This window comes from Duganella kummerowiae (assembly GCF_053572355.1).
In genome coordinates this window covers 127,276-146,808 of sequence record NZ_JBKFEH010000019.1, presented here as the reverse complement: position 1 = coordinate 146,808, position 19,533 = coordinate 127,276, and the positions used below count along the sequence as shown (strand labels likewise).

Here is a 19,533-nt window from a genome sequence, read left to right as displayed (position 1 = left end):
ATGCCGGGTTAGCGCCGGCCGTACATCATGAGTTCGGCCAGCAGCCCGCGCGCCGGGCTGACCATGTCGATGGCCGCCAGCGACAGCCCCAGTAAAGCCTGGGCTGGCGATTCGTTGGCGAACACGCGCGCCATGGTGTCGGTCAGGCGCACCGTCAGGTCGCGGTCCTGGCGGCGCAGGCCGGTGAACCGGGCCAGCATGTCCGGCGTGGCGCCCTGCGCCAGCAGGCGCGCCAGCACCACGGCGTCGCGCAGGCCCAGGTTCAGGCCCTGGCCCGCCACCGGATGCAGGGTCTGGGCCGCGTTGCCGATGGCGACCGTGCGCGCCGTGCTGCGCGGGTCGGCATTCAATCCCAGCGGGAAGGCCAGCCGGCGCGACACCGTGGTGAAACGCCCCAGCCGCTCGCCGAAGGCCTGGCCCAGGCGCTGCAGGAAGGCGGCATCGTCCAGGGCCAGCAGCTGTTCCGCCGTGGCCGGGCGCGCGCACCATACCATCGAGTACTCATCGCCCTGCGGCAGCAGCGCCAGCGGCCCCTGTTCCGTGAAACGCTCGTAGGCGCGGTGGGCGATGGGCGCGCTGCTGCGCACCTGGGCGATGATGGCGGTCTGCTGGTAGTCGCGCCGTTGCGGGCGGCTGTCCTGGTCGGAAAACAGGCCGCCCTCGGCCTGCACCGCGATGGCGGCGCGGATCAGGCGCGGCGCGGAGGCGCCATCTTCCTGCACGGCCAGCTCGGCATAGCCCGAGGTCTCGCGGATGGCTGCGACATGGGCCGGGCGCAGGCTGGTGATGCCGGCCTGCGCGCAGGCGGCGCCCAGCGCGGCCACGATGTCGCCGTAGCGCGTGACGTAGCCCAGCGCCGGCAGCCGGTGTTCGCCGCGGTCGATCAGGCTGCGTCCGAACTGCCCACGGCGCGAGACGTGGATCTGGTGGATGGCGGTGGCCGCCTGCGGCCAGGCCGCGATCTCTTCCAGTATCTGGCGGCTGCCCCAGGACAGCGCCAGCGAGCGCGGATCCTGGCTGGCCTGCTCCAGCGTGCGCGCGTCCACCAGCGCGATGCGCGCCGGCGCCATGCCGCGTTTGGCCAGCAGCAGCGCCAGCGCCATGCCGGCCGGTCCGGCGCCGCAGATGGCCACGTCAAATTCGATATCCTGCGTGCTCATGGCCGCTCCCGCATCAAACGTTCGATTTCATCCACCGCCTTGGGCGCGTCCGCGCTCAGCACCTCGTGGCCGCCGGCCGTCACCAGCACATCGTCCTCGATGCGGATGCCGATGTGCCAGTACTGTTCCGGCACGCCCGGCGCCGGGCGTACGTAAATGCCCGGCTCCACCGTCAGCACCATGCCCGGCTGCAGCGGGCGCGAGGGCTTGCCGGCCTGCGCCACGTCGCGGTACAGGCCGACGTCGTGCACGTCCATGCCCAGCCAGTGGCCGGTGCCGTGCATGTAGAACTGCTGGTGGCGCTTGTCGGCGATGACGTCGTCCACGCCGCCGTGCTTGTCCTTGTCCAGCAGGCCGGTGTCCAGCATGCCCTGCGCCAGCACCTGCACCGCCGCCTCGTGGATGGCGCTGTAGCGCTGGCCCGGCCGCACCGCTGCCAGCGCGGCCGATTGCGCCGCCAGCACCAGCTCGTACAGCGCGCGCTGCGGCCCGGAGTAGACGCCGTTGACCGGCCAGGTGCGGGTGATGTCGGAGGCATAGCCATCGAGTTCGCAGCCGGCGTCTATCAGTATCAAATCGCCGTCCTGGCTGCGGGCGTTGTTGGCGCTGTAGTGCAGCACGCAGGCGTTGGCGCCGGCCGCCACGATGGAATTGTAGGCCGGCGCCTGGGCGCCGCTGCGGCGGAATGCGTACAGCAGCTCCGCCTCCAGTTCGTATTCGTACACGCCGGGGCGGGCGGCGCGCATGGCGCGCTCGTGGGCCTGGGCCGAGATGGCGGCCGCGCGCCGCATCACGGCCTGTTCGCCCTCGTCCTTGATCAGGCGCATCTCGTCGACCAGCGGCAGCAGGTCGCAGGCGGCGGCCGGCGCCGTGACGCCGCTGCGCGATTGCGCGCGCACCCGGTCCAGCCAGCGCCGCACCCTGGCGTCCAGCTCGGCCGAGCGGCCCAGCGCGTAGTACAGGGCAGGGGCGTCGGCCAGCAGCTTGCCCATCTCGCCGTCCAGCTCCTCGACTGCATAGGCGGCGTCGAAGCCGAACATGCTGCGCGCTGCTTGCGGCCCGTGGCGCAAGCCCTCCCAGATTTCCTGCTCCACGTTTTTCTCGCGGCAGAACAGGATGCTGCGGGCCGGCGCGTCGGCGCGTGCAGCCACCAGCACCAGCACGCTCTCAGGTTCGGGGAAGCTGCTCAGGTAGTAGAAATGGCTGTCATGGCGGTAGGGATAATGGCTGTCGCTGTTGCGCGCCACTTCCGGCGCCGTGGCCAGCACCGCCACCGCGCCGGGCGGCAGCTGCGCCAGCAGGCGCGCGCGGCGCGCGGCGCAGGCCGCCGCCACCGTCATCAGTGGGTTCTCCGGGCCGGCGCGTAGGCCGCGTTCAGCTGGTCCAGCTGCTCCGGCGTGCCGATGTTGTGCCACTCGCCCTCGTAGACTTCGCCGCCGACCTGGCCGCGCGCGATGTATTCGCGCAGCAGGGGGCCGAGCTTGGCGTGCTGGCCCGGTGCGATGCCGTCGAAGATCTCGGGCCGGTACACGCCGATGTTGCCGAAGGTCCAGCTGGGGTCGCCCTCGTTGGTCAGGGTGTACATGGTCATGCCGAAGTCGCCCTTGGGATGGAAGGGCGGATTGGGCACCAGGTACAGCCAGGCCACGTCGCGCTTGTCGGCCGGGTAGGGATTGCCCCACATGTCGGCGTCGTGCAGCACGTCCTTGACCTGCTCGAAGTCGAAGTGCGGGATATACAAATCGGCCGAAATGGCCAGGAAGGGCGCCTCGCCCAGCAGGTGGCGGGCGGCCGCCACGCCGCCGGCCGTCTCCAGCGCGGTTTCCTCGCGCGAGTACTGGATGCGGGCGCCGTACTGGCTGCCGTCGCCCAGCAGGGCCTCGATCTGCTCGCCCAGGTGGGCGTGGTTGATGACGATCTCGGTGATCCCGGCCCGCACCAGGTTCAGCACATGCCACAGTATCAGCGGCCGGCCGCGCACCTTGAGCAGCGGCTTGGGCGTGGTGTCGGTCAGGGGACGCATACGTTCGCCGCGTCCGGCGGCGAGGATCATGGCTTTCATGCCGCGCTCCCGCTCAGAAGGTGTAGCCGACTTGCGGCTGGCGGTCTTCCAGCAGGTCCAGCAGGCGCAGCAGGGGCTTGAGGTCCTTGTAGCGGCCGGCCGTCTTGCGCACGTAATCCATCACGGTGGGCAGGTCGTCCAGGTATTGCGCTTTGCCGTCGCGGTAGTTGAGGCGGCAGAACAGGCCCAGGATTTTCAGGTGGCGCTGCAGCGCCATGTATTCGAAGTCCTTGTAGAAGGAATCGATGTCCTTGTTGACCGGCAGGCCGACCGACTTGGCGTGCTGCCAGTAGCGGATGGTCCAGTCCAGCACCAGTTCCTCGTCCCACTGCACGTAGGCGTCGCGCAGCAGCGAGGCCACATCGTAGGTGATGGGGCCGTAGACGGCGTCCTGGAAGTCCAGGATGCCGGGGTTGTTGGCGTCCATCCACATCAGATTGCGCGAGTGGTAGTCGCGGTGCATGTACACCTGGGGCTGGGCCAGGCAGTTGGACAGGATGGCGTCGAACACTTGCTGCAGTTCGGCGGTTTGGGCCTCGGTCAGGGTGGCGCCCAGGTGCTTGGCGATATACCACTCGGGGAACAGGTTCATTTCGCGCAGCATGAAGGCGCGGTCGAATTCCGGCAGCACGCCGGGCTGGCTGGCCTGCTGGATGCGCACCAGCGCTTCCAGCGCCTCGGCATACATGGTGGAGGCGTTGTCATGGTCCAGCACCGACAGATAGGTGGTGGTGCCCAGGTCGGACAGCAGCAAAAAGCCGCGTTCCACGTCCTCGGCCACGATGGCGGGCACCGATACGCCAGCCTCGGCCAGCAGGCCGGCCACCTTGACGAAGGCCGGCACGTTCTCGCGCTCGGGCGGGGCGTCCATGGCGATCAGGGTGGCGCCGTGGGCGGCCTGGTGGGCCGGCAGCACATCCAGGCGGAAGTAGCGGCGGAAGCTGGCATCGGCCGATGCCGGGCGGGCGCTGGCGGCGTCGACCACGTCCAGCGTGGCCAGCCAGCCGGTCAGCTGGGCCAGGCGTTCATCCTGGCCAGGTGTATCTGAAGGTAAATTTGGTAATAAAGACATGAAGCAAACTGTGGAATCAGGTGTAGTGTGCAGATTCCCATATAATAAGGGATTCAATTCAAAAAATCGCCTGTCATGGTGTTTCGTCCCGTCTTTTCATGAGTTGCCTGCGCTGGCTTGACGCCTCCTCCACCCAACACGCCTGGGTCTATGCCCTGACCGCGCTCGTCACCGCCGCGGCGGTGCCGGCCTACGCCCAGAACAAGGCCACCCGCCCGGCGCGGGTGGAAGATCCGAATGCCGTCACCACGGTGCGGGCCGAGGACATCGGCGGCCGTCCGGAACGCGAAATCACCCTGGAACGCGACGCCGAGGTGATCAAGGACAAGACCCGCGTCAAGTCCGACACCGCCTGCTACCGCCAGGTCGAGGACGAGGTGGAAGCCAAGGGCAATGTGAAGATCTGGCGCTTTGGCGACTATTTCACTGGCGACGAACTCAAGCTGAACCTGGAGTCGGGCCAGGGCTACATGACCAATCCGACCTACAAGATGGAAGTGAACAATGCGCAGGGCAAGGCCAGGCGCATCAACTTCATCAACCAGGACGAGGCGGTGGTGGTGGACGGCACCTACAGCACCTGCCAGGGCCCGAACCCGGACTGGTACCTGCAGTCCTCGACCCTGAACCTGGACCAGGGCCGCGACGTCGGCACGGCCGGCAAGACCATCATCTACTTCAAGGACGTGCCTATTTTGGGCACGCCGGCCATGTCGTTCTCGCTGTCGGGGGCGCGCCGCTCCGGCTGGCTGTCGCCCATGGTGGGCACCGGCTCCAAGGGCGGCACCGAGGTCATGGTGCCGTACTACTTCAACATCGCGCCCAACCGCGACTTGACGGTCTACCCCAAGATCATCCCGCAGCGCGGCATCCAGCTGGGCGCGCAGGCGCGCTACCTGGGCGAGACCGAGGCCGGCCTGTACGCGGGCGAAACCTACTTCGAATACCTGCCGCACGACAAGCAGACCGACACCAACCGCTGGACCCTCAAGTCCACCCACTCGCAGGACCTGGCCAAGGACTGGTCGTACAGCTGGAACTTCCGCGCCGCCTCGGACGACAACTATCCGAACGACTTCGCCAAGACCGTGGCCGGCAGCGCCGAGCGCCAGCTGCTGCGCGAACTGCGCACCGACTACCACGGTGACTGGTGGACCCTGACCGCGCGGGTGCAGAAGTACCAGGTGCTGCAGGACCCGGACGCCGTGACCGAACCCTCGCTGTTCGTGTCGCGTCCTTATGACCGCCTGCCAGCCATCAACTATCATGCGGCCCAGTATGACGTGGGCGGCTTCGACCTCAGCTTCGACAGCGAACTGACGCGCTTCTCGCACCCGACCTCGATCAATGGCACCCGCCTGGTGGCACAGCCGCAGATCAGCTATCCCATCGTGGGGCCGAGCTACTTCATCACCCCCAAGGTGATGCTGAACGCCGCCACCTACTCGCTCGATGCCTACAACGGCGCGGCCGCGCGCGACGTCACGCGCACGGTGCCGACCTTCTCGCTGGACGCCGGCCTGGTGTTCGAGCGCGACACCAAGCTGGCCGGCAAGGAATACACCCAGACCCTGGAGCCGCGCCTGTTCTACGTGAACACGCCGTACCGCGACCAGAGCACCATACCGATCTTCGACACTGCCGCCGCCACTTTCAACTACACCCAGCTGTTTTCCGAGAACCGCTTCGTCGGCTCGGACCGCATCGGCGACGCCAACCAGCTGACCGCCGCCCTGGTATCGCGCTTCCTGGACGCGAACGGCGCCGAGGCGCTGCGCCTGGCGTTCGGCCAGCGCTTCTACTTCCGCGACCAGCGCGTGCAGCTGGACGCATCGACTCCGGTGGTGGACGCCCGTTCGGACATGCTGCTGTCGGCCACGGGCCGCATCTCGGAAACCTGGGGCTTCGACAGCGCAGTGCAGTACAACACCACCGAGCGCCAGGCGACCAGCTACAACTACAGCGTGCAGTGGCAGCCGGGCCAGAAGAAGGTGCTGAACGTGGGCTACCGCTACCTGCGCGGCAACTTCAAGAACGTCGAGCTGTCCAGCCAGTGGCCGCTGTCGGCGCGCTGGTACGGCGTGGGCCGCATCAGCTATTCGATGAGCGACAAGAAGATACTGGAAAGCCTGGTCGGCCTGGAATTCAACGGCGACTGCTGGGTGTTCCGCATGGGAGCGCAGCGCTTCGTGGCCACCGCCACCAAGGTCTCGACCCCGTTCTTCTTCCAGCTGGAGCTGAACGGACTGTCGCACCTGGGCGTGGGCAATCCGCTGGAAGCGATGAAGACCAGCATCCCCGGCTACCAGCGGCTCAACGAGGGCTATGGCCGATAATATGCAGGTACTCCGGCGCGCATGCGGCGACGCGGCCGCGCCTTTTGATTGTTTACATCTGACTCATGAGCGTTCTTGATATGCGTAATGCCAGTATGCACCACCTGAAAATCGCAGCCCTGCTGCTGAGCGCCTCGGCCATCGGCGGTTGCAGCATGTTCTCGAAGAAGCCCGCGCCGCAGCCTGCCGCCCCGGCCGCCGCGCCCGCCGCCCCGGCGGCCCCGGCCGCTGCCCAGGCCTCCGCCAAGCCGGCCGACAGCGCCGACAAGCCCAAGGGCTTCACCCCGCCGGGCCAGTCCAGCAACCGTCCGGTCGATTCGATCGCGGTGGTGGTCAACGATGAAGTCATCACGCGCCAGGAGCTGGCCAACCGCGTCAAATCCATCACGGCCCGCATGAAGGCCCAGAACGTCGCCCTGCCGGACGCCGCCGACCTGCAGCGCCAGATCCTGGAGCGCATGATCGTGGAACGCGCCCAGCTGCAGATGGCCAAGGAAATGGGCGTGCGCGTCGATGACACCATGCTGGACCGCGCCATCGGCCGCATCGCCGAGCAGCAGAAGATCAGCGCCCAGGACTTGCGCAACCAGGTCGAGAAGGAAGGCATCCCTTACGCCACCTACCGCGAGCAGATCCGTGAAGAGATCATCATGCAGCGCCTGCAGGAGCACGAGGTGGACGCCAAGCTGAACATCTCGGACGCCGAGGTGGACAGCTACCTGGCCGCCGAGCAGGCCGCCGCCGCCGAGCAGTACGAGATCAACATCTCGCAGATCATGATACGCATCCCGGAAAACGCCTCGGCCGAGGTGATCGCCCGCCAGAAGGCCAAGGCCGACGAGGTGATGCGCCAGCTGCGCACCGGCGCCGACTTCGCCAAGATGGCGGCCACCTATTCCGACGCCTCCGACGCCCTGAAGGGCGGCGAGGTGGGCTGGCGCCAGCCGGAGCGCCTGCCGCCCGTGTTTGCCGAGGCCCTGGGCAAGCTCAAGGCCGGCCAGGTCACCCCCGTGATCAAGAGCGTGGGCGCGTTCTACATCCTGAAGGCCGTCGACCGCCGCACCGTGGCCGAAGGCCAGGCCGCCGCCAACGTGCAGCAGACCCACGCCCGCCACATCCTGATCAAGGTCACCCCGACCGTGAGCGCCTATGACGCCAAGCGCAAGCTGGCCGACCTGCGCGAGCGCCTGGAAAACAAGGCCGCCACCTTCGAGGAACTGGCGCGTTTGTTCTCCAACGACGGTTCGGCCTCCAAGGGCGGCGACCTGGGCTGGCTGTACCCGGGCGACACGGTGCCGGAATTCGAGTCCGCCATGAACGCCTTGAAGCCGGGCGAGATCAGCGAACCGGTCGAATCGAGCTACGGCTACCACCTGATCCAGGTGCTGGAGCGCAAGGCCGACGACGTCTCCAAGGAGCGCGTGCGCAACGCCGCGCGCCAGGCCATCCGTGAGCGCAAGCTGGAGGAAGCCACCGAGACCTGGCAGCGTGAAGTGCGCGACCGCGCCTACGTCGAGTACCGCAACGAGGACGGCAGCAAGGACACCAGCCGCGACGCGGCCAAGTGAGGGAGGACACTCTGTGAGCGCCAACCTGCAAGCACGGCGCACCGGAGTGCGCCCCGCATCACGCCCCGCATCACGCCCCACTGTTGCGATCACCACCGGCGAACCGGCCGGCATAGGCCCGGAAATCTCCATCCGCGCCGCGTGGGCGCTGCGGCACGAAGCCAATTGCGTGCTGCTGGGCGACGCCGCCTTCCTGGCCATGACGGCCAGTTATATTTCCCCCGAGATCAGGCTGTCGGCGCTGTCGCTGCAGGCGGTGCGCAACGCCGGCCTGCCGCATTTCGGACCGGAGCGCCTGTGCGTGATCGACGTGCCGCTGGCGGCCCACGTCACGCCCGGCACGCTGGACCCGGACAACGGGCGCGCCGTGCTGGCCACGCTGGACACCGCCATCGAAGGCGTGCGCGCCGGCTGGTTCGAGGCCGTGGCCACCGCGCCGCTGCAGAAATCCACCATCAACGACGCCGGCGTCCCATTTTCCGGCCACACCGAATATTTCGCCGCCCAGACCCAAACGGAACAAGTGGTCATGATGCTGGCCGGCCAGCCGCACGGCGCCGCCGATGCGCCGCCGCTGCCGCCGTTACGCGTTGCGCTGGCCACCACCCACCTGGCCCTGAAGGACGTGCCGGCAGCGCTCAGCATCGAAGGCCTGGGCCGGGTGCTGGACATCATCGCCCACGACTTGCGCAGCAAGTTCGGCATCGCCGTGCCGCGCATCCTGCTGTGCGGCCTGAACCCGCATGCAGGCGAGGGCGGTTATCTGGGCCGCGAGGATATCGACGTGATCGCACCGGCCATCGCGGCCGCCCAGGCGCGCGGTATCGCCGCACAGGGCCCGTATCCGGCCGACACCCTGTTCCAGCCCAAGTACCTGAAGGACGCCGACTGCGTGCTGGCCATGTACCACGACCAGGGCCTGCCGGTGCTCAAGTACGCCACCTTCGGGCGCGGCGTCAACATCACCCTGGGCCTGCCCCTGATACGCACCTCGGTCGACCACGGCACCGCCCTGGACCTGGCCGCCCGCGGCCTGGGCCTGGCCGACTGCGGCAGCATGGAGGAGGCCATCGCCACCGCCCTGCGCATGGCCGAGGCCTCGCGCCACGCCACCCACGACTACCCCGCATCCTGACCACCACCATGAAACACGTAGCCCGCAAACGCTTTGGCCAGAACTTCCTGCACGATGAAAACGTGCTGGCAGCCATCACCGAATCCATCAACCCGCGCCCGGACGATACCGTGGTCGAAATCGGCCCCGGCCTGGCGGCCATGACCGCCCAGCTGCTGCGCAGCCTGCCGCACATGCATGTGGTGGAGCTGGACCGCGACCTGGTGGCGCGCCTGGAAAAAGCCTATCCGCGCGAACGCCTGACGGTGAACTCGGGCGACGCCCTGAAATTCGACTTCGGCTCCATACCCGTACCGGAAGGGAAGAAGCTGCGCATCGTCGGCAACCTTCCTTACAACATCTCCAGCCCGCTGCTGTTCCACCTGGCCGAATTCGCGCCCCGGGTGCAGGACCAGCACTTCATGCTGCAAAAGGAGGTGGTGGAGCGCATGGTGGCCGAGCCGGGCAGCAAGGTGTATGGCCGCCTGTCCGTGATGCTGCAGTGGCGCTACCACATGGACCTGCTGTTCGTGGTGCCGCCGGAAGCCTTCGATCCGCCGCCTAAGGTCGATTCCGCCATCGTGCGCATGATCCCCATCGCCCAGCCGCTGGCCTGCGACCGCGACACCCTGGAAGCCGTGGTGCAGAAAGCCTTCTCGCAGCGCCGCAAGGTGATACGCAACTGCCTGGCCGGCATGTTTACCGAAGAGCAGATCGTGGCGGCCGGCGTCGATCCCACGGCGCGCCCGGAAACAGTGGGGCTGGAAAGCTACGTGGCCCTGGCCAATCTCTTGCGGCCGGTGGTCCAGACCTGATATTCTTTTCCTAACTTCAACATCAGGGAAAGTATCATGAGTCAGCAAGCGCGAGTTTCCCGCCGCACCGCGGCCCGCCACCCGGCCACGCTGACCCTGATAGACGAGACCCACCACGCGGCCCACACCCTGGACCTGTCGCAGGGCGGCGTCAGCCTGCAGACCGACAGCCAGCTGCGCCTGGCCCAGTATTGCGCCGTCAGCTTCCAGGTGCGGCTGGGCGAGGAGCAGCGCAAGGTGCTGGCCATGGGGCAAGTGGTCTATAGCGACCCCGACGCCGAGCTGGGCTTCAAGACCGGCGTACAATTCCTGCGCCTGGACAATGGCAGCCTGGACGTCATCAACCAGCTACTGCGCGAACCTTCCCCCGACTGAGAGGGCGGACTCTAAACCGTCAGGCAAAAAAAAACCCGCTGATCAGATCAGCGGGCTAAATCCAATTCCTTTGAAAGAAGTGGAGGAGACGGGATCTATTATGCCCACCCTCCACATATAACGCCAATTTATCTTTGGCATATCCTTCATGTCAAATGGCTATAACTATCGGGAATTTATTATTTCTTTTGTGAATGTCTGTTATGCGCTGATGGGCTTGCAGGTGATCAGCACATTGCTGATGGCCGAGCTGCCCATCACGCCGGTGCCGTTGGTCACGGTGCAGTAGTAGCCGGTAGGATTGCCCTGCACCACCACGCCATAGGGCAAGCCTTCGCCTATGGCGCCGAAGTCCACTTCCACCAGCTGGCTGCCGTCGGTGGGGCCGGTGGCGGTGATCAGGCCGGAGTCGCTGCCGTTGGACAGGTTGACCGCCACGCCGGAAGGCAGGCCGGTCACCTGGCCGGTCAGTTCGTGGGTCAGGCGGTAGCATTGCACGGTAGCCGCGATCGACACGGTGTGGCCGGCCGAGCCGGAGCCGGCGCCGATGGTGCAGTCGAAATGGTCAGGCGATTTCAGCACCGTGATGTTGTAGTCGGTGCCGTACTCCACCTGCTTGGGGAAGACGAAGCTGGTGGCGCCGGCCGGCACCGTCACTGTGTCGGAACCGTTGGCCAGCACCAGGCCGGAAGTGGTCAGGCCTTCCACGACGCCGGTCACAGGATAGGTCTGCTTGCCGCCGCAGGCGGCCAGGATCACGGGAACGAGCAGCGCCGCCACGGCGCGCAGGGTCGAAACTTTCATGTGGTTCTCCAAGGGGACAGGCCCGGGCCGCCATCGCAGCCCGGCGCCGGATGCGGTTATTGACAGGTGATCTGGATATTGCTGACGTTGTTGCCGGGCATTATGCCGATGCCATTGCCGATCGAGCAAGTCTTGCCTGTGGGTGCGGAGTACACGGTCACGCCGTACAGGGCGCCGTCGGCCACTTTCAGTGGGAACACAAAGGACACGGCCGAGCCGTCGGCATTGCCCTTGACCGAGGCGGTGTCGGAACCGTTGGTCAGCACCACGGTATCGCCGCTTTTCAGGCCGGTCACGGCGCCGCCCAGGCTATAGCTGTTGGTGACGCAGGTGATCACGGTCTGGTACACGGTATAGGCGTTGGCCTTGGCCTTGTTGTTGGAGGGGGTGCAGACCGCGCCCACCGGGGTGCCGGGCTTGACTTCCACGTCGAAGGCTTCATCTTCGGACAGCAGGTCGGGGAACACGAATTGGGTGGCGCCGGCGTCCACGGGCAGGGTCTTGCTGCCGTTGGTCAGCACCAGGCCGCTCTTGGTCAGGCCGGTGATGGTGCCGCTCAAGACCAGGCTGCCGTTGCTGCCGCCGCAGGACGCCAGGATCACAGCACACAGCAGGGCCAGGCCCGCACGCAGGGTCAAACTTTTCATAAACACGTTCTCCAAATCTCGAATGGGCCGGCCAGCGCGCGCCACGCGCACAGGCAAGAGGTGTCGCATATTACACGGATGGCCCGTATTTTAGTGCATTTGGTAACGCGCGGCGCGGCTGGCAGATGTAACAGCTTGTGACCCCGGAGATGCGACAATAGCGCACCGCCGCACCGGCAAGACTGTCAAGAGAGTCCCATGAGCCTACATCCCCCGCAAGCCATCCTGTTCGACCTGGACGACACCTTCTGGCCGGTCGGCCCCGTGATTGCCGCCGCCGAGCACAGCTGGCACGCCTGGCTGGCCGAGCGCGCCCCGGCCGTGACCGGACGCTATACGGTGGAGGAGCTGCGCCGGCGCCGCTACGCGCTGGCGGCCGCGCGTCCGGAACTGATGGCCGACCTGGCCGAACTGCGCGCCATCGTCCTGCGCGAAGCGTGCGACGAGGTGGGCGCCGGCCATGAGCACGTGGCGGGGTCGATCCGCCATTTCGTGGCCGAGCGCAGCAAGGTCACCCTGTATGAGGACGTGCTGCCGGTGCTGGCTTGGTTGCAGGGCCGGGTCAAGCTGGGCGTGATCACCAATGGCAACGCAGACCTTGAAGTGATAGGCCTGGGCCACCATTTCGAGGTGAACCTGTCCTCGGCCCGGCATGGCAAGGCCAAGCCTGACCCGTCGATTTTCCTGGCGGCCTGCGCGGCGCTGGGGGTGGCCCCGGCCGACGCCGTCTATGTGGGCGACGACCTGCAGCTGGACGTGGTGGGGGCCCAGGGCGCCGGGCTGAGGGCGGTGTGGATCAACCGCGCCGGCAGCCAGGCCCACCTGGAGCAGGACGTGCGGCCGGACGCCATCTGTGGCTCGTTCACGGAATTACTGTCCTGGCTGCAACGTGAATTGACGCCCTGACTGTTGTCCCCGGCCGTACTGCGTGCATAATAAGCAGGTACAGATCATCCTTGCCGTCACTGAAGAATATGCAACTCGACACTCGCGCCCAAACCCTGCTCAAAGCCCTGGTGGAACGGTATATCGCCGACGGCCAGCCGGTGGGCTCGCGCGCGCTTTCCAAGATTTCCGGACTGGAGCTGTCGCCGGCCACCATCCGCAACATCATGGCCGACCTGGAGGAGCTGGGCTACGTGGCCAGTCCGCACACCTCGGCCGGGCGCATACCCACCCCGCGCGGCTACCGCATCTTTGTCGACACCCTGCTGACGGTGCAGCCCATCGACGAGCAGGCGGTGGAGGCGCGCATGCGCCTGCAGGCGCCGCAGCCGCAGAAAATGATTTCCAACGCGGCCCAGATGCTGTCCTCGCTGTCGCAGTTTGCCGGCGTGGTGCTCAGCCCCAAGCGCGAGTCCGTGTTCCACCAGATCGAGTTCCTGCGCCTGTCCGAGAAGCGCATCCTGCTGGTGATCGTCGGCCCCACCGGCGATGTGCAGAACCGGCTGCTGCTGACCGATGTCGACTACACCCCGGCCCAGCTGATGCAGTCGGCCAATTACATCAACCAGAACTACGCCGGGCTGTCGTTCGACGAGGTGCACCAGCGCCTGCAGGGTGAGCTGCGCCAGCTGCGCGACGACATGGGCCGGCTGATGCAGGCCGCCGTGGAAGCGGGCAGCGAAGCCATGGCCGACGACAGCGACGATATGGTGATCGCCGGCGAGCGCAACCTGCTGTCCGTGAGCGATCTGTCCTCGAACATGAGTTCGCTCAGGCAAATGTTCGACATGTTCGAGCAAAAGACCGGGCTGATGCAGCTGCTGGATGTGTCGACCAAGGCCAGCGGGGTGCAGATCTACATCGGCGGCGAATCCAGCCTGGTGCCCATGGACGAGATGAGCGTGGTGACCGCGCCTTACACGGCCAATGGCAAGATCGTCGGCACCCTGGGCGTGATCGGTCCGACCCGCATGGCTTACGAGCGCGTGATACCCATCGTGGATATTACGGCCAAGCTGCTGTCCAACGCGCTCAGCCATAATTGAAGGGGTTTCGCCTGCACGGCGAGGCGCTGCAGCGACGCCACGGTCCTTGAAACGGCCTCAGGCGGGGCGGTGGGGGCAGTCTGTCTTGGTGCAATTGCCGTAGATGGCCAGCGCGTGCTCGGCAATCCGGAAGCCGCTCTTTTCCGCAATCATTTGCTGGCGCTTCTCGATTTCCTCGTCGAAGAATTCCTCCACGCGGCCGCAATCCAGGCACACCAGGTGGTCGTGGTGGGAGCCGGCGTTCAGTTCGAAGATGGCTTTGCCGGTTTCGAAATGGTTGCGGTTGAGCAGGCCGGCCTGCTCGAACTGCGTCAGCACGCGGTAGACGGTGGCCAGGCCCACGTCCATGTTGTCTGCCAGCAATATTTTGTACACATCCTCCGCAGTCAGGTGACGTACCGCGCTGTTCTGAAAAATGTCCAGGATCTTGATTCGTGGCAAGGTGGCCTTCAGGCCGCTGGACTTCAGATCGGTAGGATTGTTACTCATGTTAGTACTCGGATGTGGTTCAAGTGCTTTATGATATAGCGTTTTCGCACTTCCGCTCAAATAGATTGAGGAACCCTATGCGCGTCACCCAGGCTTTATCGCAGTCCCACCGCGTCACCCGCCGTCTTCCCGCCCTGGCCCTGGCCGGGCTCGCATTGGCCCTGGGAGGCTGCGCGTCCAACACCACGCTGGGCGAGAAGTCCAACCAGGTGCAAGCTACCGGTGTGGCCACCGACGCCAACCAGGGTGCCCAGACCACGACCATCACCAAGTTCCAGAAGTTCATGTGGTTCTTCTCGCCCTACCGTCCGGATATCCAGCAGGGCAACTTCGTGTCGGAAGAAATGCTAACCCAGCTCAAGACCGGCATGACGCGCGACCAGGTCAAGTTCATCTTCGGCACCGCGCTGCTGACCGATCCCTTCCACGCCGACCGCTGGGACTATCCGTTCCGCCTGGCGCGCGGCAATGGCGAGACCACCACCAGCCGCGTGGTGGTGTTCTTCAAGGATGGCAAGGTCGACCACTGGGAAGGCGGCAACCTGCCGACCGAGAAGGAATACATCGCCCGCATCGCCGGTCCGGCGCCCAAGATCAAGAAGGAAGGCGCGCCCGATCTGCAGCCGGCGCCCAAGACCGCACCGCTGCCGGCCGGCGTGGATTCCTCGCCGGCCCAGCCGGTGGACGTGAGCATCAAGAAGAACACCAATTAGTCGGTAATAACGAGCAATAACGGGCAATAACATGAGTGAACTGAACATCGCCATTGCTGGCGCCAGCGGCCGCATGGGCCGCATGCTGATCGAGGCCGTGCTGGCCGCCCCCGACCTGCGCCTGTCCGGCGCCCTGGACCGTCCCGGCACGGCCGCCATCGGCACCGACGCCGGCGCCTTCCTCGGCAAGAGCACCGGCGTGCTGATCGAGTCCGACTTGTCCAAGGGCCTGGCCGGGGCCGACTTCCTGATCGACTTCACCCGTCCGGAAGGCACGCTGGAACACCTGAAGTTTTGCGCCGAACATGGCGTCAAGGTGGTGATCGGCACCACCGGCTTCGATGACGCCGGCAAGGCCGCCATCAAGGCGGCCGCCGAACAAACCGCCGTCATGTTCGCCCCCAACATGAGCGTGGGCGTGAACGTGACCCTGAAGCTGCTGGAACTGGCGGCCAGGCATTTCTCGACCGGCTACGATATCGAAATCGTCGAAGCCCACCACCGCCACAAGGTGGACGCGCCATCCGGCACCGCGCTGAAAATGGGCGAGGTGATTGCCGATGCGCTGGGCCGCGACCTGAAGGAGTGCGCCGTGTACGGCCGCGAAGGCGTGACCGGCGAACGCGACCCGTCCACCATCGGCTTTGCCACCGTGCGCGGCGGCGACATCATCGGCGACCACACCGTGATGTTCTGCGGCACCGGCGAGCGCATCGAGATCAGCCACAAGTCCAGCAGCCGCGCCAGCTACGCCAGCGGTTCGCTGCGCGCCTGCCGCTACCTGGCCGACAAGCCGACCGGCCTGTACGACATGAACGACGTACTGTCGCTGAACACCCTGTCGCTGGCATGACATCCGGCGTCCAGCCCTTCACCCTGGCACGCTACTGGGAGCAGGGCGACGCCATCAGCCACGCGGTGGCCTATGTGCTGCTGGCCATGTCGCTGCTGAGCTGGTTCTTCATCCTGTCCAAGGCGCTGGCGGCCTGGCGCGTGCGGCGCAGCGCGCCGGCCGTGCGCGCCTTCTGGGATGCGCCCACCTTGTCCGATGGCGTGGCCGCGCTGGCCCAGGCCGATACGGAAGCCATCTATGTGCCGCTGGCCCAGGCCGCCGCCGCCGGGCTGCAGGGCGGCCAACGCCACAGCCTGGGCGGCGAGCTGGGCCGCAGCGAGCAAGCCACCCGCGTGCTGCGCGACGCCATCCACCGCTCCACCATACGGCTGGAAAGCGGGCTGACCATCCTGGCCTCGATAGGCTCGACCGCGCCCTTTGTCGGGCTGCTGGGCACTGTGTGGGGCATATACCAGGCGCTGGCCCATGTGTCGGCCTCCGGCGCGGTGCAGATCGACAAGGTGGCCGGTCCGGTGGGCGAGGCCCTGATCATGACCGCCATCGGCCTGACGGTAGCCATCCCCGCCGTGCTGGCCTATAACGGATTCAACCGCGTCAACCGGCTGACCCTGGCCGAGCTGGACGCCTTCGCCCACGACCTGCACGCCTACCTGATCAAGTAGCCATGGCTTTCGGTTCCTTCAACCACCACCGCCAGTCCGGCCCCATGGCCGACATCAACGTCACGCCCATGGTGGACGTGATGCTGGTGCTGCTGGTGATCTTCATCCTGGCCGCGCCCATGTTCACCAGCGCGCTCAAGCTGGAGCTGCCCAAGGCCCAGGCCCCGGCCGAGGCGGCCCAGGCGCCGTCCGCCGTGGTCAGCCTGGCCATCGATGCCGATGGCGGCCTATACTGGAACAAGGAAGCGGTGCCGCGCGAGACGCTCGATGCGCGCCTGGCCGAGGCCGCCAAACTGTCGCCCCAGCCCGAGCTGCAGCTGGGCGCCGACAAGAACACCCGCTATGAAGTGGTGGCCCAGGTCATGGCCGCCGCCCAGGCCCGGGGCTTGACCCGGCTGGGCTTTGTCACCGATCCGAGGAAGGAAAAATAATATGGCCACCGCAGAACTCAATGGCGCCGCCATCAGCGATTTCACCAGCTTCCATACCGAGTGCAAACAGGCGCTGGGCTTCCCCGAGCATTACGGCAATACGATGGACGCCTGGGTCGATTGCCTCAGCTATTTGCGCGACGAGGATGGCATGAGCAAGTTCCGACTGAAACCCAACGAGGTGCTGGAAATCGTCATCAAGGACGCCGGCGCCATGCGCGCCGCCGTGCCCGACATCCTGGAAGAAGTCACCTACTGCGTGGCCGGCATCAACGAGCGCTACGAGGACTATGGCGAAAAACCGGCCCTGAAACTGACCCTGCGCTGAGATTTCATTGCCACGCCACGGTCATTTTGAAACAAGCTCAAGGCAGCTCAGCTAGCCTGCTCGCCCGGCGCCAGGGTCAGCACTTCGAAGCCGGTATCGGTCACGGCCACCATGTGTTCCCACTGGGCCGACAGGGAGCGGTCCTGGGTCACCACGGTCCAGCCGTCCGGCATCTGGCGGGTTTGCGGCTTGCCGGCGTTGATCATGGGTTCTATGGTGAACAGCATGCCGGGTTGTAGTGTCAATCCCGCGCCCGGACGGCCGTAGTGGCGCACTTCCGGTTCTTCGTGGTACACCAGGCCGATGCCATGGCCGCAGTAGTCGCGCACCACGCTGAAGCCGGCCGCCTCGGCCACGGCCTGTATCGCATGGCCGACGTCGCCCAGCGTCGCGCCCGGCTTGACGGCGCGGATCCCGGCCCACATGGAATCGTAGGTCACCTCCACCAGCTTCCTGGCTTTCTTGTTGGGCTCGCCAATGTAGTACATGCGGCTGGTGTCGCCGTGCCAGCCATCCTTGATGACGGCCACGTCGATGTTGATGATGTCGCCATCGCGCAGGATGCGCCTAGGCGAGGGAATGCCATGGCAGATCACCTCGTTGACCGAGGTGCAGATGCTGGCCGGGAAGCCGCCATAGCCCACATTGGCCGGGATCACTTTCTGCACGTCGACGATGTAGTCGTGGCAGAGCTGGTCCAGGTATTCGGTGGACACCCCGGCCTTCACATGCGGGCCTATCATGGTGAGCACGTCGGCCGCCAGCTGGGCGGCCACGCGGGCCTGGGCGATCTGGTCGGGGGACTTGATCAGTATGGCGTCGCTTTTCTTGCGCATGGCTTCATCTTGCATCTTCCGTTTTGAAGTGCGGATTGTAGATCAAACCGAGCACATTGCCGTACGGATCGTTGAGTTCGGCGACCTTGATGCCGTCGCCCACGTCCTGGATGGCCGAGAATTCGGTCGCGCCCAGGGCGATGATGCGCGCCACTTCGGCCTCGATATCGTCCACGCCCCAGTAGCTGCGGCTGCCCTGCGGGCCGGGCTGGCCATCCGGGAACAGGCCCAGCTCGAAGCCGCCCACGGCAAAGCCGATGTAGTAGGGCTGGTCGAAATACGGCGCCACGCCGAACACCTGGCTGTACCAGGCCTTGCCCTGTTCCATGTCCGGCACCGGGTACATGGTGGTGCGCAATCCTTTGATCATGATGCCTCCTGTGGTGAAAACATCCATCTTGCCATGGCGTGCCGGGCTTGGATTGGAAAAATGGAATCAGGCCAGGAAGTCGGCCGGGCTGCTGCCGCTGAACTCCTGGAAGTCGTGGATCAGGTGGGACTGGTCATAATAGCCGCATTCCAGGGCCAGCGCCGCCCAGTCGGGCGCCTGGGCGGCTTTCAAGGCGTCGGCGGCGCGCCGGAAGCGCACGATGCGCGCGTACAGCTTGGGTGTGAGGCCGACATGGGTGCGGAACTGGGCCGCGATGTGCTGGCGGGATGCGCCCAGGCTGTCGGCCAGCCGTTCCACCGGCAGGCGGCCGCCGCTGGAGTCGATCGCGGCCAGGGCGCGCGCTACCAGCACGGCGCCGCCGAGCGCGGCGCCCGGGTCTGTTCCGGTGTCCCGGCCTGCATCGAAGCGGGCGCCTGGGCCATATCCAGGGCCGCCGCCGCCCGGGCGCAGGTGCGCCAGCAGCGCCGCCTCGACCAGGTCCAGGCGGGCACGGTCGTCCTGATCGCGGGCCCACAAGGCGTCTCCAAGGCGCTCGGCCTGTGAGCGGCCCCATACATCCTCCATGCCGGCGCGCTGGTCGCTCAGCACATGCAGCGGCAGCCCGAGGAAGGGGCCGGCCGCGCCGGGCCGGAAGCGCACCGCCACGATCCGCACCGGCGCGCCGCTGGCCACCTGGATGGCGCGGCTCATCATGCCGACCGCAAAACCGGCGCCGCCGCTGTCCTGCCACAGGATGTCCACGCAGTTGTCGGGCAGTACACGGTGCGCGTGCGCGGACGCCCCGGGCGCCGGGCGAATGGAGGCCGTCCACAGGCACACCACGTGGGCTGCCAGGGCAGGGTGGGGCGGATATTCCTGATACAGCATCATGCGGGGCGCTCTCCGT

22 protein-coding genes are annotated in these 19,533 nt (G+C 66.3%); 12 read left to right on the top strand and 10 right to left on the bottom strand.

Translation table 11 applies throughout. From position 1 onward, the window contains the following. Nucleotides 1–8: 8 nt before the first annotated feature. The 4 genes from ACLB1G_RS23950 to ACLB1G_RS23935 are packed head-to-tail and all read right to left on the bottom strand — an operon-like array spanning nucleotide 9 to nucleotide 4,294. Nucleotides 9–1,160 (bottom strand): UbiH/UbiF/VisC/COQ6 family ubiquinone biosynthesis hydroxylase, encoded by a 1,152-nt coding sequence (locus ACLB1G_RS23950; RefSeq protein ID WP_491629763.1) that lies wholly within the window; start codon nucleotides 1,158–1,160, stop codon nucleotides 9–11. Beyond that, nucleotides 1,157–2,500: a Xaa-Pro aminopeptidase gene (gene pepP / locus ACLB1G_RS23945; protein ID WP_491629762.1), complete on the bottom strand. Its 1,344-nt coding sequence runs from the start codon at nucleotides 2,498–2,500 to the stop codon at nucleotides 1,157–1,159. Before pepP ends, ACLB1G_RS23950 begins: the two co-directional genes overlap by 4 nt. Then, nucleotides 2,500–3,222 (bottom strand): N-acetylmuramate alpha-1-phosphate uridylyltransferase MurU, encoded by a 723-nt coding sequence (murU, locus tag ACLB1G_RS23940; protein ID WP_491629761.1) that lies wholly within the window; start codon nucleotides 3,220–3,222, stop codon nucleotides 2,500–2,502. The genes pepP and murU overlap by 1 nt, the downstream gene beginning before the upstream one ends. A 13-nt stretch (nucleotides 3,223–3,235) precedes the next feature. Next, the gene (locus tag ACLB1G_RS23935) at nucleotides 3,236–4,294 is read right to left on the bottom strand and encodes an aminoglycoside phosphotransferase family protein (protein WP_491629760.1); all 1,059 of its coding nucleotides are present in this window, start codon (nucleotides 4,292–4,294) and stop codon (nucleotides 3,236–3,238) included. Between the two features lie 98 nt (nucleotides 4,295–4,392). Between ACLB1G_RS23935 and ACLB1G_RS23930 the strand changes: the two genes are divergently transcribed. From ACLB1G_RS23930 to ACLB1G_RS23910, 5 genes are all read left to right on the top strand, one after another. After that, on the top strand, nucleotides 4,393–6,630 hold the full coding sequence (locus tag ACLB1G_RS23930) for an LPS-assembly protein LptD (protein WP_491629759.1): 2,238 nt from the start codon (nucleotides 4,393–4,395) through the stop codon (nucleotides 6,628–6,630). Between the two features lie 95 nt (nucleotides 6,631–6,725). Next, nucleotides 6,726–8,198, top strand: coding sequence for a peptidylprolyl isomerase (locus ACLB1G_RS23925; protein WP_491629758.1), 1,473 nt, complete (start codon nucleotides 6,726–6,728; stop codon nucleotides 8,196–8,198). Between the two features lie 13 nt (nucleotides 8,199–8,211). Further along, nucleotides 8,212–9,333 carry a 4-hydroxythreonine-4-phosphate dehydrogenase PdxA gene (gene pdxA / locus ACLB1G_RS23920; protein WP_491629757.1) on the top strand — a complete coding sequence of 374 codons (1,122 nt, stop codon included), beginning with the start codon at nucleotides 8,212–8,214 and terminating at the stop codon, nucleotides 9,331–9,333. Nucleotides 9,334–9,341: 8 nt separating this feature from the next. Further along, on the top strand, nucleotides 9,342–10,127 hold the full coding sequence (rsmA, locus tag ACLB1G_RS23915; RefSeq protein ID WP_491629756.1) for a 16S rRNA (adenine(1518)-N(6)/adenine(1519)-N(6))-dimethyltransferase RsmA: 786 nt from the start codon (nucleotides 9,342–9,344) through the stop codon (nucleotides 10,125–10,127). Nucleotides 10,128–10,163: 36 nt separating this feature from the next. Then, nucleotides 10,164–10,502, top strand: a complete 339-nt coding sequence (locus tag ACLB1G_RS23910; RefSeq protein WP_491629755.1) for a PilZ domain-containing protein — start codon at nucleotides 10,164–10,166, stop codon at nucleotides 10,500–10,502. Nucleotides 10,503–10,703: 201 nt separating this feature from the next. Here ACLB1G_RS23910 and ACLB1G_RS23905 read toward each other — a convergent pair whose 3' ends face one another. Beyond that, nucleotides 10,704–11,306, bottom strand: coding sequence for a hypothetical protein (locus tag ACLB1G_RS23905; protein WP_491629754.1), 603 nt, complete (start codon nucleotides 11,304–11,306; stop codon nucleotides 10,704–10,706). Nucleotides 11,307–11,362: 56 nt separating this feature from the next. Continuing rightward, on the bottom strand, nucleotides 11,363–11,953 hold the full coding sequence (locus ACLB1G_RS23900; RefSeq protein ID WP_491629753.1) for a hypothetical protein: 591 nt from the start codon (nucleotides 11,951–11,953) through the stop codon (nucleotides 11,363–11,365). A 198-nt stretch (nucleotides 11,954–12,151) separates the two neighbouring features. Here ACLB1G_RS23900 and ACLB1G_RS23895 point away from each other — a divergent pair, with 198 nt between their 5' ends. Together ACLB1G_RS23895 and hrcA are read left to right on the top strand one after the other, a co-directional pair. Next, nucleotides 12,152–12,859: an HAD family hydrolase gene (locus tag ACLB1G_RS23895; protein WP_491629752.1), complete on the top strand. Its 708-nt coding sequence runs from the start codon at nucleotides 12,152–12,154 to the stop codon at nucleotides 12,857–12,859. A 68-nt stretch (nucleotides 12,860–12,927) separates the two neighbouring features. Further along, a complete protein-coding gene (hrcA, locus tag ACLB1G_RS23890) occupies nucleotides 12,928–13,944 on the top strand; it encodes a heat-inducible transcriptional repressor HrcA (RefSeq protein ID WP_491629751.1) in 1,017 nt (338 codons plus the stop codon). A 57-nt stretch (nucleotides 13,945–14,001) separates the two neighbouring features. Here hrcA and fur read toward each other — a convergent pair whose 3' ends face one another. Then, the gene (gene fur, locus ACLB1G_RS23885; protein ID WP_491629750.1) at nucleotides 14,002–14,433 is read right to left on the bottom strand and encodes a ferric iron uptake transcriptional regulator; all 432 of its coding nucleotides are present in this window, start codon (nucleotides 14,431–14,433) and stop codon (nucleotides 14,002–14,004) included. Between the two features lie 77 nt (nucleotides 14,434–14,510). On the opposite strand from fur, the gene ACLB1G_RS23880 reads away from it, so the two are divergent. From ACLB1G_RS23880 to ACLB1G_RS23860, 5 genes are read left to right on the top strand one after another with little or no spacing between them, the layout of a single operon-like run. Beyond that, nucleotides 14,511–15,146 (top strand): outer membrane protein assembly factor BamE, encoded by a 636-nt coding sequence (locus tag ACLB1G_RS23880; RefSeq protein ID WP_491629749.1) that lies wholly within the window; start codon nucleotides 14,511–14,513, stop codon nucleotides 15,144–15,146. Between the two features lie 31 nt (nucleotides 15,147–15,177). Then, entirely contained in the window at nucleotides 15,178–15,999 is an 822-nt protein-coding gene (gene dapB / locus ACLB1G_RS23875) for a 4-hydroxy-tetrahydrodipicolinate reductase (RefSeq protein ID WP_491629748.1), read from the top strand. Continuing rightward, on the top strand, nucleotides 15,996–16,661 hold the full coding sequence (locus ACLB1G_RS23870; protein WP_491629747.1) for a MotA/TolQ/ExbB proton channel family protein: 666 nt from the start codon (nucleotides 15,996–15,998) through the stop codon (nucleotides 16,659–16,661). The genes dapB and ACLB1G_RS23870 overlap by 4 nt, the downstream gene beginning before the upstream one ends. A gap of 2 nt (nucleotides 16,662–16,663) precedes the next feature. Further along, nucleotides 16,664–17,092 carry an ExbD/TolR family protein gene (locus tag ACLB1G_RS23865; protein ID WP_491629746.1) on the top strand — a complete coding sequence of 143 codons (429 nt, stop codon included), beginning with the start codon at nucleotides 16,664–16,666 and terminating at the stop codon, nucleotides 17,090–17,092. 1 nt (nucleotide 17,093) lies between these two features. Beyond that, entirely contained in the window at nucleotides 17,094–17,420 is a 327-nt protein-coding gene (locus ACLB1G_RS23860) for a barstar family protein (RefSeq protein WP_491629745.1), read from the top strand. A 47-nt stretch (nucleotides 17,421–17,467) separates the two neighbouring features. Here ACLB1G_RS23860 and map read toward each other — a convergent pair whose 3' ends face one another. The 3 genes from map to ACLB1G_RS23845 all read right to left on the bottom strand — a co-directional run bounded on the left by map (nucleotide 17,468) and on the right by ACLB1G_RS23845 (nucleotide 19,517). Continuing rightward, nucleotides 17,468–18,256: a type I methionyl aminopeptidase gene (gene map, locus ACLB1G_RS23855; protein ID WP_491629744.1), complete on the bottom strand. Its 789-nt coding sequence runs from the start codon at nucleotides 18,254–18,256 to the stop codon at nucleotides 17,468–17,470. Nucleotides 18,257–18,260: 4 nt separating this feature from the next. Beyond that, nucleotides 18,261–18,626 carry a VOC family protein gene (locus ACLB1G_RS23850; protein ID WP_491629743.1) on the bottom strand — a complete coding sequence of 122 codons (366 nt, stop codon included), beginning with the start codon at nucleotides 18,624–18,626 and terminating at the stop codon, nucleotides 18,261–18,263. A 66-nt stretch (nucleotides 18,627–18,692) separates the two neighbouring features. Continuing rightward, a complete protein-coding gene (locus tag ACLB1G_RS23845) occupies nucleotides 18,693–19,517 on the bottom strand; it encodes an AraC family transcriptional regulator (protein WP_491629742.1) in 825 nt (274 codons plus the stop codon). Between the last annotated feature and the right edge of the window lie 16 nt (nucleotides 19,518–19,533).

What these genes read in the sequence shown, in the direction of transcription:
- ACLB1G_RS23930 (WP_491629759.1), top strand. Translation starts at nt 4,393, where the DNA reads ATGAGTTGCCTGCGCTGGCTTGACGCCTCCTCCACCCAACACGCCTGG.
- ACLB1G_RS23865 (WP_491629746.1), top strand. Translation starts at nt 16,664, where the DNA reads ATGGCTTTCGGTTCCTTCAACCACCACCGCCAGTCCGGCCCCATGGCC.
- ACLB1G_RS23895 (WP_491629752.1), top strand. Translation starts at nt 12,152, where the DNA reads ATGAGCCTACATCCCCCGCAAGCCATCCTGTTCGACCTGGACGACACC.
- ACLB1G_RS23910 (WP_491629755.1), top strand. Translation starts at nt 10,164, where the DNA reads ATGAGTCAGCAAGCGCGAGTTTCCCGCCGCACCGCGGCCCGCCACCCG.
- hrcA (WP_491629751.1), top strand. Translation starts at nt 12,928, where the DNA reads ATGCAACTCGACACTCGCGCCCAAACCCTGCTCAAAGCCCTGGTGGAA.
- ACLB1G_RS23900 (WP_491629753.1), bottom strand. Translation starts at nt 11,953, where the DNA reads ATGAAAAGTTTGACCCTGCGTGCGGGCCTGGCCCTGCTGTGTGCTGTG.
- ACLB1G_RS23905 (WP_491629754.1), bottom strand. Translation starts at nt 11,306, where the DNA reads ATGAAAGTTTCGACCCTGCGCGCCGTGGCGGCGCTGCTCGTTCCCGTG.
- ACLB1G_RS23935 (WP_491629760.1), bottom strand. Translation starts at nt 4,294, where the DNA reads ATGTCTTTATTACCAAATTTACCTTCAGATACACCTGGCCAGGATGAA.
- ACLB1G_RS23845 (WP_491629742.1), bottom strand. Translation starts at nt 19,517, where the DNA reads ATGATGCTGTATCAGGAATATCCGCCCCACCCTGCCCTGGCAGCCCAC.
- murU (WP_491629761.1), bottom strand. Translation starts at nt 3,222, where the DNA reads ATGAAAGCCATGATCCTCGCCGCCGGACGCGGCGAACGTATGCGTCCC.
- ACLB1G_RS23950 (WP_491629763.1), bottom strand. Translation starts at nt 1,160, where the DNA reads ATGAGCACGCAGGATATCGAATTTGACGTGGCCATCTGCGGCGCCGGA.
- ACLB1G_RS23925 (WP_491629758.1), top strand. Translation starts at nt 6,726, where the DNA reads ATGCACCACCTGAAAATCGCAGCCCTGCTGCTGAGCGCCTCGGCCATC.
- ACLB1G_RS23880 (WP_491629749.1), top strand. Translation starts at nt 14,511, where the DNA reads ATGCGCGTCACCCAGGCTTTATCGCAGTCCCACCGCGTCACCCGCCGT.
- ACLB1G_RS23850 (WP_491629743.1), bottom strand. Translation starts at nt 18,626, where the DNA reads ATGATCAAAGGATTGCGCACCACCATGTACCCGGTGCCGGACATGGAA.
- pepP (WP_491629762.1), bottom strand. Translation starts at nt 2,500, where the DNA reads ATGACGGTGGCGGCGGCCTGCGCCGCGCGCCGCGCGCGCCTGCTGGCG.
- dapB (WP_491629748.1), top strand. Translation starts at nt 15,178, where the DNA reads ATGAGTGAACTGAACATCGCCATTGCTGGCGCCAGCGGCCGCATGGGC.
- ACLB1G_RS23860 (WP_491629745.1), top strand. Translation starts at nt 17,094, where the DNA reads ATGGCCACCGCAGAACTCAATGGCGCCGCCATCAGCGATTTCACCAGC.
- rsmA (WP_491629756.1), top strand. Translation starts at nt 9,342, where the DNA reads ATGAAACACGTAGCCCGCAAACGCTTTGGCCAGAACTTCCTGCACGAT.
- fur (WP_491629750.1), bottom strand. Translation starts at nt 14,433, where the DNA reads ATGAGTAACAATCCTACCGATCTGAAGTCCAGCGGCCTGAAGGCCACC.
- ACLB1G_RS23870 (WP_491629747.1), top strand. Translation starts at nt 15,996, where the DNA reads ATGACATCCGGCGTCCAGCCCTTCACCCTGGCACGCTACTGGGAGCAG.
- map (WP_491629744.1), bottom strand. Translation starts at nt 18,256, where the DNA reads ATGCGCAAGAAAAGCGACGCCATACTGATCAAGTCCCCCGACCAGATC.